General features: G+C 72.0%; 12 protein-coding genes. 9 read left to right on the top strand and 3 right to left on the bottom strand.

Annotated elements, in window-relative coordinates; all coding sequences use genetic code 11:
• Window positions 1–98 precede the first annotated feature (98 nt).
• Together C8E87_RS09845 and C8E87_RS09840 are read left to right on the top strand one after the other, a co-directional pair.
• A complete protein-coding gene (locus tag C8E87_RS09845; RefSeq protein WP_133872801.1) occupies window positions 99–1,946 on the top strand; it encodes a M48 family metallopeptidase in 1,848 nt (615 codons plus the stop codon).
• A gap of 165 nt (window positions 1,947–2,111) precedes the next feature.
• Window positions 2,112–2,582 carry a hypothetical protein gene (locus C8E87_RS09840; protein WP_133872800.1) on the top strand — a complete coding sequence of 157 codons (471 nt, stop codon included), beginning with the start codon at window positions 2,112–2,114 and terminating at the stop codon, window positions 2,580–2,582.
• 43 nt (window positions 2,583–2,625) lie between these two features.
• On the opposite strand, the gene C8E87_RS09835 is transcribed toward C8E87_RS09840, so the two are convergent.
• Together C8E87_RS09835 and C8E87_RS09830 are read right to left on the bottom strand one after the other, a co-directional pair.
• A complete protein-coding gene (locus C8E87_RS09835) occupies window positions 2,626–3,456 on the bottom strand; it encodes a hypothetical protein (RefSeq protein WP_133872799.1) in 831 nt (276 codons plus the stop codon).
• 11 nt (window positions 3,457–3,467) lie between these two features.
• Window positions 3,468–4,130: a hypothetical protein gene (locus tag C8E87_RS09830; RefSeq protein WP_133872798.1), complete on the bottom strand. Its 663-nt coding sequence runs from the start codon at window positions 4,128–4,130 to the stop codon at window positions 3,468–3,470.
• 256 nt (window positions 4,131–4,386) lie between these two features.
• Here C8E87_RS09830 and C8E87_RS09825 point away from each other — a divergent pair, with 256 nt between their 5' ends.
• The 7 genes from C8E87_RS09825 to C8E87_RS09795 all read left to right on the top strand — a co-directional run bounded on the left by C8E87_RS09825 (window position 4,387) and on the right by C8E87_RS09795 (window position 12,539).
• A complete protein-coding gene (locus C8E87_RS09825; protein WP_133872797.1) occupies window positions 4,387–7,437 on the top strand; it encodes a sensor histidine kinase in 3,051 nt (1,016 codons plus the stop codon).
• The gene (locus C8E87_RS09820; RefSeq protein WP_133872796.1) at window positions 7,438–7,857 is read left to right on the top strand and encodes a roadblock/LC7 domain-containing protein; all 420 of its coding nucleotides are present in this window, start codon (window positions 7,438–7,440) and stop codon (window positions 7,855–7,857) included.
• Window positions 7,847–8,233, top strand: coding sequence for a DUF742 domain-containing protein (locus C8E87_RS09815; protein ID WP_133872795.1), 387 nt, complete (start codon window positions 7,847–7,849; stop codon window positions 8,231–8,233). The genes C8E87_RS09820 and C8E87_RS09815 overlap by 11 nt, the downstream gene beginning before the upstream one ends.
• Entirely contained in the window at window positions 8,214–8,813 is a 600-nt protein-coding gene (locus tag C8E87_RS09810) for a GTP-binding protein (protein ID WP_133872794.1), read from the top strand. Before C8E87_RS09815 ends, C8E87_RS09810 begins: the two co-directional genes overlap by 20 nt.
• A gap of 27 nt (window positions 8,814–8,840) precedes the next feature.
• Entirely contained in the window at window positions 8,841–9,893 is a 1,053-nt protein-coding gene (locus C8E87_RS09805; RefSeq protein WP_133872793.1) for a lactonase family protein, read from the top strand.
• A gap of 239 nt (window positions 9,894–10,132) precedes the next feature.
• Window positions 10,133–11,845, top strand: coding sequence for a substrate-binding and VWA domain-containing protein (locus C8E87_RS09800; RefSeq protein WP_133872792.1), 1,713 nt, complete (start codon window positions 10,133–10,135; stop codon window positions 11,843–11,845).
• A 196-nt stretch (window positions 11,846–12,041) separates the two neighbouring features.
• Window positions 12,042–12,539 carry a MarR family winged helix-turn-helix transcriptional regulator gene (locus tag C8E87_RS09795; RefSeq protein WP_239079981.1) on the top strand — a complete coding sequence of 166 codons (498 nt, stop codon included), beginning with the start codon at window positions 12,042–12,044 and terminating at the stop codon, window positions 12,537–12,539.
• Here the strand turns inward: C8E87_RS09795 and C8E87_RS09790 are convergent.
• A complete protein-coding gene (locus C8E87_RS09790) occupies window positions 12,527–13,606 on the bottom strand; it encodes an ROK family protein (protein WP_438866172.1) in 1,080 nt (359 codons plus the stop codon). The genes C8E87_RS09795 and C8E87_RS09790 overlap by 13 nt on opposite strands.
• Window positions 13,607–13,659: the final 53 nt, after the last annotated feature.

The following is a 13,659-nucleotide window of genomic DNA, read 5'->3' as shown; positions in this document are numbered from 1 at the left end:
TGGGGTTTCCGTCAGTGGGCGGCCCTACGCTTGGGCGCGTCGGTGGGGTGTGTGGACCAGTGGGGGGCAAGGTGCGACCAGCTTTACGGTCCGCGGCGATGCTGGCCGGTTTCCTGGCGGTGGCGTGGCTGCAGGTCGGCGTCGTCCTGCTGGCGGTGCTGCTGGTGCTCGAGCCGCTGCCGGGTGAGCTGGCGCTGCAGGTCGCGGTGCCGCTGGTGATCGCCGTGGCCGGTCTGCTCTGGTGGGCGACCGTCCGGGCCCTGCGCCTGCGTCACCCGGTGCCCGCCGGGGTGCCGGTGCCGCGTCAGCACGCGCCCGCGCTCTGGGCGATGGTCGACGAGGCTGCCGCCGCGGCCGGGGTGAAGCCGCCGGCGGGGGTGACGATCGTGGCCGGGGCCAGTGCCACCGTCGGGCAGCGTCTGCGGCTGGGCGGTCTGGCCGGTGGTCCCCGCGAGCTCTATCTGGGTTTGCCGCTGCTGCAGGCGTGGGACGAGTCCCGCGTACGGGCGGTGGTCGCTCACGAGCTGGCGCACGGCTCGCCCGCTCTGGGTGGCAGGTTCGGCCCGGTGGCCCGGCGTGGCCGGCTGGCCCTGGGGCGGATCGTCCCGCGGATTCCTCGCCGCAGCCCGGCCGGTCCGCTGCTGAGGGCGTGGGCCCGCTGGTACAGGGCCGTCGACACGCCGTTCAGCCATGCGCAGGAGCTGGCCGCCGACCGGGTGGCGGCCGCTTTCGCCGGTCCGCACGCCGCGGCCGCCGTGCTGCGTGACGGTCCCGCCCTCGAGGCCTTGCAGCAGCTCTTCCACGCCGAATATCTCGGTCCCGGCTGGCAGACCGGCCTCGTGCCGGACGACGTCTTCGGCGGGTTCCTGCGGGTGCTGGCCGCCCGCGGTGACGACGTGGCCGCGTTCCGGGCCCGCGAGCCCGAGGCGCCGGGGGAGTGGGATCCGCACCCGCCGCTCGCCCAGCGTCTGTCCGCGCTGGCCGAGATCACTCCCGAGGGCCCGGAACAGCCGGGCAAGCCGGCCGGTGAGCTGGTGCCCGATCTGTCCGGGCTGGGCCGTGCCCTGCAGGCGGTGGCGTTCCCGGCGGGCGCCCGTACGGTGGTCGGCTGGGACGAGTTCTTCGGGGCGGCCCGCCTGGCCGAGATGGAACGTGAGGCCGACGCGTCGCTGCGGGCGCTGTCCCGGGCCGCCGGCACGCCCGTCACCGGGGCCGCCGAGGTGCTCGACCTGGCCGCCGACGGCCGCCTTCGCAAGATCGCCGAGTCGGTCTTCGACGACCTGCCCGCCGACGAGGTGTCGGGCCGGGTCACCGAGCTGACAGCGCTGCTGCTGGCCCTGGCCGCCCTGCACAGCGGCGTGGCCCGCTGGCGGCACAGCTGGTCCGGCACGGCCGAGCTGGTCGCCGCCGACGGGTCCTATCTGGAGCTGCAGGCGCCCGCGGAGGCCGCCGGTGATCCGGCCACCGTCGGGCAGGCCCGTGAGTGGCTGACCTCGCTCGGCGTCGACCTTTCGGCGTCCGCCTCGCGGCAGCACGCGGCTCGCGTCCCGGTGCTCGGTGGCGTGGTGGGGGTGCAGGTCGACGGCGCCCGCTCCGACCTGCTGGTCCTCGAGACCGGGCTGCTGCTGGTGCCCGCTCTGCCGCGCACCCGGCATCATGAGGCCAGGCGCCGTCTGACCCGGCTGGCCGGGGACGGCGTGCGCACCGACGGCTCGCCGGCCGCGACGGCCACCGCCACTCTGGAGAAGCCGGGCGCCGGCAGCCGGTTCGTGCCGTTCGCCGATGTCGCCTCGGCCTCGGCCACCCGTAACGGCCGTCGCTCGTGGGAGCTGAACCTGCGCGACGGCGGCACGGTGAGTGTGCGTTCCACTCTGGACTCGGAGGAGTTGCCCGGTGGCTGGGCCGCGTTGGACGACGCTGTCGCCTTTCTGACTCGTACGCGGTGATCGTTGAACTGTTACGCCTCACGGTCCGTGGTTCTCTGATGTGCGGACGGCGAAGTTACGTCTCGTGACGGTAACCTCGCTGAAGGTTCGCTTTACCGCTCCCGATATCGGGTAGAGGACAACCCAAGCCGGCGGGATCATCCCAATGAGGCGGGGAGGCCAGAGATGGACCGAGGACCATTGGCGCTGTTCGGCGCGATCGTCGCGGTCGGATTGGGCCCTGCGTTGTGGATGGGCGTCCAGCTGGGCGGGGTGCGGGGCGAGAGCCCGGCCCGTCCGCCCGTGGTGAGCGAGCAGGGCGCCACGGAGAAGTCCGGTCAAGACCTCGTGGGCGGCGCCGGCGCGGGGGAGCAGACCGGCGGCGCCACCACCGTCACCGAGACGCGCGCCGACGTGCGCCCGCTGACCACCTCGCCCTCGGCCGAGCCGTCTCCCAGCGCCAGTTCCGAGCCCGAGCCGTCGGCCTCAGCCACGACCCCGGCCAAGGCCGAGCCGACGGCGACGACGGAGGAGCCGGAGCTTCCGCCCACCGAGTCCACCACCGCGCCGACGAGCGAGCCGGCCGAGACCACCGAACCGCCGGTGGACGAGGCGACGGCGCCGCCGTCACCGTCGCCGAGCGACGACGAGCAATGACGAAGGGGGAGCCGATGGCTCCCCCTTCGTCCGGCCGTACGGTTCAGAGCGCGGTCAGCCGGTTGATGATGTCCCGGTACGCGCGGAGCTCGACCCGCAGCTTCTCGGTGTCGTCGGCGTTGCCGCCCAGGCTGTCCCGCTGTGCCTTGAGGGCGCTGGTCAGCTTGTCGACCGCCTCCCCGACCAGCTCGGCGGCCTCGGCGGTGGCCTGCTTGGGCTCGTCGACGAAACGCAGCTGGATGTCGCGGAACCGCTCGGCGAACGTGTCGCCGTCCGGCAGCAGCTTCTCGCCCGGCTTCGGGGCGACGGGAGTCGCCGCCGCGACCGGGGTCGGCTGGAACTCTTCGCCGTCGGTGGTCCGGTCGTCCTTGAGCGGCTCGTCGGTGGCGGGGTCGACGGCCTTGGGGCTGTCGAAGTCGCCGTCGTCCTTGACCGCGGCGTCCTCGGCGGAGCTGTCCTTGATCACAGCGGTGTCGTCCGCGGAGCCGGCGTCGTCGAGCTTCTCGCCGGTGGCCGGGTCGACGGCCTTGGGGCTGTCGAACTCCCCGTCGTCCTTCACCGCGGCCTGCTCCGGCGACTTGTCCGCGGAGTCGCCGGTGAGCGGAATGTCGACCGGCGGGTCCTGCGGGCGGTCGGCGTGCGTGCCGCGATAGGTGCTGTCCTCGACGACCGACCCGTCCGGGCCGTACGTGGTCGTCTTGGTCACCTGGCCCTCGGCGGCGTCCTGCCCGGTGGGGCCGGCGGCGTCTGCGGTGTCGTCGCGCGGCGCGTCGCTCCAGGGCGAGCCGGCCCGCTGCGGCGGCACGGCCACGGGCTGGGTGCGGTCGGGGTCGGTCGGGGTGTCGTTCTCTTTCTCGTTGGAGAAGAACTTCATCGCGGTGGCTCCTAGCGGCTGGTGTCGCGGGCGGGGGACTCGGGCTCGTCGGCGGCGGTGCGGGGAGCGGGGGCCGGGGCGTCCGAAGTGGACGTCTCAGTAGTACCAGCCGGAGCCGGGGACGTCGTGCCGGTCGAGGGCACCGGGTCGGTGCCGAGCAGGTCGGCGAAGAGCGCCCGGTAGTGCACCAGCGCCTGCCGGAGGTCCTCGGTGCCGGCCTCGCCCGCGCTGTTGCGCCGGCTGATCTCGTGCGCCTTGCGGTAGTGCTCCAGCGTGCGGGCGTGCTCGACAGAGAGGTTGGCCAGCCGCTCGTCGTACTCGCCGGTCGGGTAGCCCCGCTCGGCGATCAGGCGGGTGACCAGGTCGTCGGCCGCGGTGACGGCAGCCGACGGGTTGTCCACGAACTGGATCTGCACCTCTTCCCAGTTCGCCGCGTACGTGCTCTGCGCCTCGGGGGAGAGCGGCTTCAGCTCCAGCGAGGCGTGCCTCTTCTCGCGTTCGCGAAGCTCCTTCTCGGCCTCGGTGCGGCTCCCGGAGTCGGCGACCACCCGGTCGTACTCCGGTCCGAAGGTGTTCTGCAGCTGCTTACGCCGTACGACCTGGACGCCGTACACGACCGCGGCGATCACAACCAGGACGACGACGATCAGGATGATCGTGGCTGTGGTGGACATGGGGCCTCCTCTTATCCGCCCCCCGGTATTCCCACCCGCCGGGTGCCGTCAATCCCCTCCGGCGGGTTCGGTTTGGCCCGACCTCGATTTCTCTGAGTGATGGCCTGGTCACAGTGTCATAACCACGACGGGCCGAGGCGTGCCAATCTCGCCGGTTAAAAAGGACTTAAGCGAGTTTTTAGGTACGCCGTCCCGGTGGCTCGCCGCGAAGTCTTTACGTATTCTCCCGAGGGCGTACGCAGATGAGCGGAGCCTGATGAAAAAGCGTTACTGGTCGATCCGTTCGAAGATCATCGTCTTGGTGGCCGTCCCGTTGACGGCTCTGCTGGCACTGTGGGTCTTCGCGACGGCGCTCACCGCCGGACCGGCGTTCAACCTGCTGTCCGCGCGTACGGTGCTGGACAACGTCGGCAACCCGGGCATCGAGCTGGTCGGCCAGTTGCAGCGCGAGCGGCTGTTCAGCGTGGAGTATCTGTCGGCCACCGGCCCGGTTCCCCAGTCCCTGCTCGACCAGCGCAGCGCCACCGACAAGGCGATCGCCACCTTCCGCCGGCTGGCCGAGGGGGACGACGCACGGGGCGCCACCAACGCCGAGCTGCGCGGCCGCATCGACGGGTTCGTCGTGCAACTGGACAGCCTGACCGGCAACCGCGTGCACATCGACAAACGCTCGATGGACGAGATCGGCGCGCAGAACCTCTACAACAGCGTGATCGCCTCCGGGTTCCAGACCTTCGCCGCCACCGCCACCTTCAACGACCAGCAGATCGACGGGGAGCTGCGCGCGCTCACCACCGTCGGCCAGGGCCAGGAATACCTGAGCCGCGTCGACGCCCTGGTCGGCGGGGCCACCGCGGCCGGCCGGTTCACGCCCGAGGTGCGCGGCGAGCTGATCCAGGACGTCGGCACGGCCCGCTTCCTGCTGGCGCGCGGCGTGGAAGCCATGGCCGAGAGTGACCGGGTGGCGTACAACCAGGTCGAGGGCGGTGTCGCCTTCGACCGGCTGGACAGCCTTCTCAACCAGCTCGTGCAGCAGAGCCGGGACGGCGCCGCCACGCCGGTGAGCAGCGCCGAGTTCCGTCCGTCGTACGTGGCCGTGGCGCAGGAGCTGCGGGCGTTCGAGATCTCGGCCACCGACGCGCTGACCGACCGGGCCCGTCCGGTGGCCGAGCGGGTGCTCCTGCGGCTCGGGCTGGCCGGCATCCTCGGCCTCGGCGCGCTGGCCTTCTCGCTCTACCTGTCGGTGCGGGTCGGCCGCTCGATCGTCGGCCGGCTGCGGCGCCTGCACGGTGAGGCCCGCGAGATGGCCGCCGAGCGGCTGCCCGCCGTGGTGCGCCGGCTGCAGCGCGGCGAGGACGTGGACGTCGACGTCGAGACGCCGCCCCTGGAGTACGGCCGCGACGAGATCGGCCAGCTCGGCCAGGCGTTCAACGAGGTGCAGCGGACGGCGCTGCAGTCCGCGGTCGAGGAGGCGACCGTCCGGCGCGGCCTCAACGAGGTGTTCCTCAACATCGCCCGGCGCAGCCAGACCCTGCTGCACCGTCAGCTCGCGCTGCTCGACCGCATGGAACGCCGCGAGACCGAGCCGCAGGAGCTCGAGGACCTCTACCGCGTCGACCACCTCGCCACCCGCATGCGCCGGCACGCCGAGGACCTGGTGATCCTGGCCGGCGCAGCCCCGGGCCGCGGCTGGCGCAACCCGGTCCCGGTGATCGACGTCGTCCGCGGCGCCATCAGTGAGGTCGAGGACTACAAGCGCATCGACATCCGCTCGGTCGAGTCGGCCTCGGTGCTGGGCCGGGCGGTCGGTGACGTCATCCACCTGCTCGCCGAGCTGCTGGAGAACGCCGCCTCGTTCTCGCCGCCGCACACCCGGGTGCAGGTCACCGGCCAGGTGCTGCCCAACGGCTACGGCATCGAGATCGAGGACCGCGGTCTCGGCATGAGCCCCGAGGCGATCGACGAGGCGAACCGCCGTCTGGTCGAGCCGCCCGAGTTCGATCCGGCCGACAGTGCCCGCCTCGGCCTGTTCGTGGTGGCCCAGCTGGCCGGCCGGCACGGTATCCGGGTCTCGTTGCGCCCGTCCGCGTTCGCCGGGGTCACCGCGATCGTGCTGGTGCCGGGCGACCTGGTCGTGGGGGCCGGGCCGATCGCGGCGCTGCCCGACGGCGGGTCGACCGGGGAGCGGCCGCTGGTCGGTTCGGGCCGGGGTGACCCGTCCCGTTCGCTGGCCGCGCTGCAGTGGCAGGGTGGCGAGCAGTTGCAGCAGGTCACCGCGTCGGGCCACCCGATCATCGACGGCACCGCCCGGCCCGGTCCGGAGGCCCCTCAGCCCGTACGCGGTGTGGTGACCGGCGGTCTGCCGCGCTCGCCCGCCGCCCCGGGTGGTCCCGCTCCCAGCTCGGTCGCCGACGGTCTGAGCGAGGACGGCCTGGTGCAGCGCCGCCGGGTACGCCGCCCCGCCGTCCCGGCTCCCGACCCCGATGCCACCGTCCCGGTTGCCGATCTGGGCCCGGTGCGGGCGGAACTGCAGGCCCTGAACGCCGCTACCGAGGCGCCGCCGAGGCCCGAGTACGAGGCAGGGAACATGGGCGCCGGAACGCCGCCGAGCCCCCGAATCCCGGCGCCCCGGGCCGTGCCCCGCAATTCGGCACCGAGCGCGCCGGCCATGCCGGCCGTGCCGACCCGGATCCCGGCCGCGCCAACCGGAGCGCAGACCGAGGTGCCCCGGGTTTCCGCGCCGCTCTCCGTTGCGCCGGCGACCGACAACCCGGAAGAGAAGCCGGCGGGCGGCGGCGGGACCACATCGGAGGGTCTGCCCCGCCGGGTGCGCCAGGCCAGCCTGGTGCCGCAGTTGCGCCGCCCGGCCGGCGCGTTGCCGCCCGAGCCCGAACCGCAGCTGCGCTCGCCCGAGCAGGTGCGCAGCATCATGAACGCTCTGCAGCTCGGCACCACCCGTGGACGCATTGACGCCAGTCGCTACCTTGAGCAGGGTGAAGGGTTTACTCCCCGTGACGACCCCGCCGCTACTGGCGAAGGATCTCGTCGTGGTGAACGTCGTACAAGTGCCAAATTCGCATCTGAAGACAGGGCTAATGCGGACGACACGGACATTGATCGTCAGGCAACGTCCAGATCCTTTGCGGATGCGGCTACCGTCAGTTTCCCGGCGATCGTGAATCTTGCGCTCGCGCGGGACAGTCAAGAACACAGCAACGAGCACGGGGACAGAGCACACGGGGATGCGGCCGATGGCGGGCCATCATCCGGGGGCGACGACGTGACCAGGCCGGAAAAGGACGCATAAGTGACACAGACGACGAACCAGCGCGCGCACCTCACCTGGCTCCTCGACGATCTGGTGGAGCGGGTGCCGACGGCGCAGCAGGCGGTCGTGCTCTCGGCCGACGGGCTCCTCATGGGAGCGTCGGCCGGACTGGCGCGCGAGGACGCCGAGCACCTGTCGGCCATGGCGGCCGGGTTCCAGAGCCTCGCCAAGGGCGCGAGCCGGCATTTCCGGGCCGGCCCGGTGCGCCAGACCGTGGTCGAGATGGAGGACGCGTTCCTCTTCGTCACGGCGGCCGGTCACGGCGCCTGCCTCACTGTGCTCGCCTCGGCCGACGCCGATCTCGGCCTGATCGCGTACGAGATGGCCATGCTCGTCACCCGGGTGGGTCAGAACATGAGCGCGCCCGAGCGCTCAGCCATGATGCCCGATGCCGGCTGATCCGCCACGCTCCGCGCACGACTGGCTCGACCAGGACGCCGGCCCCGTCGTCCGGCCCTACGCGATGACCCAGGGCCGCGTGGCCCCCGAGGGCGGCGAGTTCGACCTGGTCGCGTTCGTGGTCGCCATCGCCGGTGAGGACGCCGAGGATGCCGGCCTGCAGCCGGAGCACCATGCGATCGTCGCCGCGTCGTGGGAGCCTGTCTCGGTCGTCGAGCTGGCCTCGGCCCTCGACCTGTCGATCGGGGTCGTCCGGGTTTTACTGGGTGATCTACGCTCGGCGGGACTCATCTCGCTGTACGAACCCCCGGCGGCGTCCCAGCCGCACGACGTCGACGTACTCAAGGCGGTTGTCAATGGACTCCGTGCGCTCTGACCGCAACGGCGCGTCGTCGCGCATCCCGGTCGCGCTCAAGATCCTGATTGCGGGCGGTTTCGGCGCCGGGAAGACCACGATGGTGGGCTCGGTCAGCGAGATCCGCCCGCTGCAGACCGAAGAGGTCCTCACCGGGGTCGAGGGCGCCGACGACACCGGCGGCGTGGAGGGCAAGACCACCACGACCGTGACGATGGACTTCGGCCGCATCACGATCACCGACGATCTGCAGCTCTACCTGTTCGGCACCCCTGGGCAGGACAGGTTCTGGTTCCTCTGGGACGAGCTGTCGGAGGGCGCGCTGGGCGCGGTGGTGCTGGCCGACACGCGCCGGCTGGCCGACTGCTTCCCGTCGATCGACTACTTCGAGCAGCGCGGCACCCCGTTCGTCGTCGCGGTCAACTGTTTCGAGTCCGAGCAGCGCTTCGGGGCCGAGGCGGTCGGCCGGGCGCTCGACCTCGACCCGGGTGTGCCGGTCGTGCTCTTCGACGCCCGCGAGCCGATCGGGGCCCGCAACGTCCTGATCGAGCTGGTGGAGTACGTCGCCCGCAAGCAGTTGGCCGCCGCCGCGTCCCGCTGACGATCCGGGTGTGATGGGATCTGAAGCATGGGCGCGAACGGTGAGCATGTCTTCGTCGGCGGCTACACGGCGGACAAGGGCGGTGACGGCGAGGGCATCACGCTGCTGCGCCGCGATCCTTCGACCGGCTCGCTGACCCGGCTGGGGGTGGTGGCGCGCACACCGTCCCCGTCCTTTCTGGCCCAGCATCCGAGCCTGCCGGTCCTGTACGCAGTGAACGAGCTCGACCCGGGCGGCTCGGTCAGCGCGTTCACGGTGGCCGACGACGGCGCGCTCACCCCGCTGGCGGGCCGGCCGACCGGTGGCAGCGACCCGGCCCACCTCGCCGTGACGGCCGACGGGCGGCACCTGCTGGTGGCCAACTACGGCACCGGCTCGGTCGCCGTCTTCCCGCTCGACGCCGAGGGCGCCCCGGGCGAGCGCTCCGACCTGCTCGACCTGCAGGGCAGCGGCCCGGTCGCCGACCGCCAGGCCGGTCCGCACGCGCACATGGTGTTCCCGCTGCGTGACGAGGTGCTGATCGCCGACCTGGGCTCGGACAGGGTGTGGCGGGCCCGGCTCGACCCGGTCGTGGGCCGGCTGATGCTGCTCGGGCCCGCGGTGTCCGCCAAGCCCGGCACCGGGCCGCGTCACGTGCGTCTCTCGCCCGAGGGCGCGCTGTTCGTCGTGGGCGAGCTCTCCGGCGAGCTGACCTGGTGGCGTCCGGCCGGCGGGGGCGTGCTCGACCTGGCCGGTCAGGCGGCGACGACCACGGCCGAGGGCGAGAACTACCCGTCCGAGGTCGTGGTGCGCCCCGACGGCCGTTTCGTCTACGTCGCGAACCGCGGGCCGAACACGGTGGCGACCTTCGCCTGGGACGGGCAGGCGGCGACGCTCGTGGCCGAGACGCCGGCCGGGGGTGACTGGCCACGGCACATGGTCCTGGTCGGGGATCACCTGTATGTAACCAATCAGAAGTCACAGAGCGTGACGAGCTTCCGGATCGACGCCGAGACCGGGGTGCCCGCGCCGCAGGGCGGCCCCACCGCGGAGCCCACGCCGACATGTCTGCTGCCCTGGAACGTCGTCCAGGGTCGGTAACCCGCAACAAGGGATAGATGGTGATCATAGCGGTCGCGGGGACAATCCGGGCACGGGTCGCCACTGATCGAAATGACTTCACTACGGATGGTGATACTTGATGCCAAGAATCCCAATCCGAGTAACTTTCGCCCGAACGTATATGGCATTCGGGTACGCAGGTGCGCACTATAGAGCGCGTGTCAGGCCGCCATCGTAGAAACTTCAATTTAAGAGGAGCGGGCATCGTCGGAGCTGCGATGGCAATTGTCGTCGTGGTGGCGGGCTCCTACCTCGGATACCAGCAGCTCTCCGACGACGGTTGCTCCGGTTCCATCCGGTTGACCGTCGCGGCGACCCCCGAGATCGCGCCCGCGATCGACCAGGTCGCGCAACGCTGGGTCCAGGCCGGTGCCAACGTCGACGGCACCTGTGTCGCCGTCGCCGTCGAGGATGTCAATTCCGCGACCATGGCTGCCGCCGTGGCCGGCGAGCACAAGGTGCAGCTGGCCGGGGTCGGCACCGCGGCCAAGGCCGTCAAGGTGCCCGACCTGTGGATCCCCGACTCCTCGACGTGGATCCTGCGCCTCAAGTCCGAGGCGCCCGGCTTTGTGCCCTCCGACGGCAAGCCGATCGCGCAGAGCCCGATCGTCATGGCCATGCCGCAGCCGGTCGCCGCGAACATCGGCTGGCCGGACGCGAAGCTGGGCTGGACGCAGCTGCTCAAGCAGATGCTGACCAACTCCGGCCTGAACGCCGGCATCGCCAACCCGCAGCGTGACGCCGCGGGCCTGTCCGGGCTGCTCGCCCTGGGTCAGGCGGCCGGTGGGGGCGAAGAGGGCCAGGCCACCAAGGTCAAGGCGTTGCAGAGGCTCGCGACCGAGGCCGCCAACCTGCGGGACGAGCTGATCGAGCGGTTCCCCCGCTCGGCCGACCCCAACGAGATCGGCCAGGCCCTGAGCGCCGCGCCGATCTCGGAGCAGAACGTGGTCGCCTTCAACGCCGGCAAGCCGCCGGTGCCGCTGGTCGGGCTCTACCTCGAGCCGAGCCCGATGCCGCTCGACTACCCGTTCGCGATCATGCCCGAGACCGACCTGCCCAAGCAGCAGGCCGCCGCGGGGCTGCGGGCGCAGCTGGCCAGCGGCACGTTCAAGAACGCTCTCGGCGCGGCCGGCCTGCGGGCGCCGGACGGCTCGTTCGGTTCCGGCTTCGCCCGTCCGCTGGGCGCTCCCGACGCGTCCCCGCCCGTCAGCAACTCGGTCGGCGGCAACGAGCAGAACGGCGGCACCGCCGCGGCCGGCCTCGACGCCAGCGCGCTCAGCCAGGTGATCGGCAGCTGGACGGCCATCACGCAGCCCGGCCGGGTGCTCGCGATCTTCGACGTCTCGGGCTCGATGAACACCAAGGTGCCGACCGCCGGCAACCAGACCCGGGCCGCGGTGACCCGCAAGGCGGCGGCCGTCGGCCTGAACATGTTCAGCGACAAGTGGGCCGTCGGCGTGTGGCTGTTCTCGACCCAGATGGTCGGCACGAGACCCTGGAAGGAGATCGTGCCGATCACGCCGCTCGCGTCGGGCAAGGACCAGGTGCAGGGCTCGATCAGCCAGATCGTGCCGAAGCCGGACGGCGACACCGGTCTCTACGACACCGTGCTCGCCGGCTTCAAAGAGGTGAAGCGGACCTGGCAGCCCGGCAAGGTCAACTCCGTCATCCTCTTCACCGACGGCAAGAACGAGAACCCCGACGGCATCAAGATCGAGCAGCTGACGGCCGAGCTGAAGCGGCTCAACGACCCGAAGCAGCCGATCCGTCTGGTCATCATCGGCATCGGCGACCAGGTCGACGAGGCCGAGCTCAAGCAGATCGTGAAGGAGACCCCCGCCGGCGGTGTCTTCGTCACCAAGGACCCGGCCAAGATGAGCACCATCTTCGTCGAGGCCATCGGCCGCCGCACCGGCGCCGCCGGCAGCTAGCCGTCTCGGAGTTCCCGTCGGGGCCGTCACCGCGTTGGTGGCGGCCCCGATCTCGTTGCGTGTTGTGCACCAGGCACAACTTCGCTTCTCGAAACCCGTGCGGCCTCGGTGAGAATCGGCCGGACCGTCAGTAGCCTGTCGATCAATGACGACTCTCTCGAACAGACCCGGCCGTACGAGTAGTCTCTGCTGCACCATGGCCGTTCACCATGGTCCGGACGGGCCTGACCCCATGCATGCCGCGGCGATCGACGACGCCGCGAAAGCCTTGCTGCTCGCGTGGGACGTGGCCCGCGAGCAGGTGACGCCGCGCATGTCCTCGGTGCAGCTCAACGCCCTGCTGGCGGTCGAGCGCGCCGAGGGCCTCAATCTCGGTGGGCTGGCGGCCGAACTGAGCATGCTGCTCTCGTCGGCGAGCCGGCTCTGTGACCGCCTGGTGGCCTCAGGCCTGGTCGAGCGGGTGCCGGGCCGGGCGGACAGGCGCGAGATCGCGCTCTATCTGACTCCGGCGTCGCGCACCCTGCTGGCCGAGTTGCGGCACATCCGGCGGCGCGCGCTCACGGGCGTACTGGAAAAGATGTCTTCCGGGGGTCGTGCCGCCCTGCTGCGGGGGCTGACCGAGTTCGCCGAGGCCGCCGGGGAAAGCAACGGCTCCGCTGGGGAAAGCGGCTCAGCGTCGGCTCAGACGGCCTGAGCCCGCGTCAGCCAGGCCGCCGGGTCCTCCTGCACGCCGCGGATCACCGCGTCCGCGGCGCCGCGCATGGCCGCGTCGGCGCCCAGCGTGGCCGGGCGCAGCGTCACCGGGGCGAGCCCGGCCGTCAGCACCCGGCGGCGTAGCTCGGCCTCGATGCCCTCCCGCAGCCGGTCGAACTTGGGCGCGTAGCCGCCTCCGAGCACGATCACCTCCAGGTCGAGCAGGTTCACCACCGCGGCCAGGGCGATGCCGAGCGCGGCGGCGGCCAGGTCGGGGTCGGCCGCGACGGCCTCCTGCCCCGCGTACTGCTCGAGGCAGCCGTTCGCCCCGCACCGGCAGGGCCGGCCGTCGGGATGGACCGTGACGTGCCCGATCTCGCCGCTCCAGCCCCGGCCGCCGCGATACAGGGCGCCGTCGAGCACGATGCCGGCGCCGATGCCGATCTCGCCGGAGACGTAGACGAAGCTGGGCCCGGCGCCGTCGGCCCGCAGTTCGCCCAGCGCGGCCAGGTTGGCCTCGTTGTCGACCGTGATCGGCAGGTCGGCGAGCGCCGGCAGCAGGGCCGGGACGTCCACGTCCTGCCAGCCGAGGTTGGGCGCTACCCGCACGAGGCCGCCCGGGGCGACCAGGCCGGGCACGGCGAGCGCGGCCCCGGCCAGCACCAGCCCGTCGGCCTCGGCCGCCGCCCGTGCCCGCTCGGCAAGGGTGCTCAGCTCGGCCAGGGCCGCGCCGGGGGAGAGCGGCCGCTGGTCGGCGTGCTCGACGATGCGGTGGCGGACGGCGCCCGAGAGGTCGACCACGCAGGCGGCCTGGTAGTCGACGTTGATCTCGAGGCCGAGCCCGGCCGGGCCGTCGGGGGCGAGCGCGAGGCCGGCGGCGGGCCGCCCGGCCCCCGTACGGGGTGTGGGGTCCACCTCGGTGAGCAGCCCGCCCGCGATCAGGTCGTCGACCAGCGCCGAAACCGTGGCCCGGGTGAGCCCGGTCGCACTCGAGATCGCCGCCCGGGACGGCCGGTTTGCGCTGTTCGCCACCGTCTGCAACACGAGCGCGAGATTGTGGGCTCGCACGCTCGATTGCCGGACGGGGGCCCGGGAAGCACTGATGATGCGGCCGTTCACGG

The sequence above is a fragment of the Paractinoplanes brasiliensis genome (assembly GCF_004362215.1).
GTDB lineage: Bacteria > Actinomycetota > Actinomycetes > Mycobacteriales > Micromonosporaceae > Actinoplanes > Actinoplanes brasiliensis.
This window is presented reverse-complemented; position numbering and strand designations above follow the sequence as displayed.

Excerpts from the sequence above, each read along its gene's own strand:
- C8E87_RS09845 (WP_133872801.1), top strand. The coding sequence starts at position 99 with ATGCTGGCCGGTTTCCTGGCGGTGGCGTGGCTGCAGGTCGGCGTCGTC.
- C8E87_RS09840 (WP_133872800.1), top strand. The coding sequence starts at position 2,112 with ATGGACCGAGGACCATTGGCGCTGTTCGGCGCGATCGTCGCGGTCGGA.
- C8E87_RS09835 (WP_133872799.1), bottom strand. The coding sequence starts at position 3,456 with ATGAAGTTCTTCTCCAACGAGAAAGAGAACGACACCCCGACCGACCCC.
- C8E87_RS09830 (WP_133872798.1), bottom strand. The coding sequence starts at position 4,130 with ATGTCCACCACAGCCACGATCATCCTGATCGTCGTCGTCCTGGTTGTG.
- C8E87_RS09825 (WP_133872797.1), top strand. The coding sequence starts at position 4,387 with ATGAAAAAGCGTTACTGGTCGATCCGTTCGAAGATCATCGTCTTGGTG.
- C8E87_RS09815 (WP_133872795.1), top strand. The coding sequence starts at position 7,847 with ATGCCGGCTGATCCGCCACGCTCCGCGCACGACTGGCTCGACCAGGAC.
- C8E87_RS09810 (WP_133872794.1), top strand. The coding sequence starts at position 8,214 with ATGGACTCCGTGCGCTCTGACCGCAACGGCGCGTCGTCGCGCATCCCG.
- C8E87_RS09805 (WP_133872793.1), top strand. The coding sequence starts at position 8,841 with ATGGGCGCGAACGGTGAGCATGTCTTCGTCGGCGGCTACACGGCGGAC.
- C8E87_RS09800 (WP_133872792.1), top strand. The coding sequence starts at position 10,133 with ATGGCAATTGTCGTCGTGGTGGCGGGCTCCTACCTCGGATACCAGCAG.
- C8E87_RS09795 (WP_239079981.1), top strand. The coding sequence starts at position 12,042 with ATGGCCGTTCACCATGGTCCGGACGGGCCTGACCCCATGCATGCCGCG.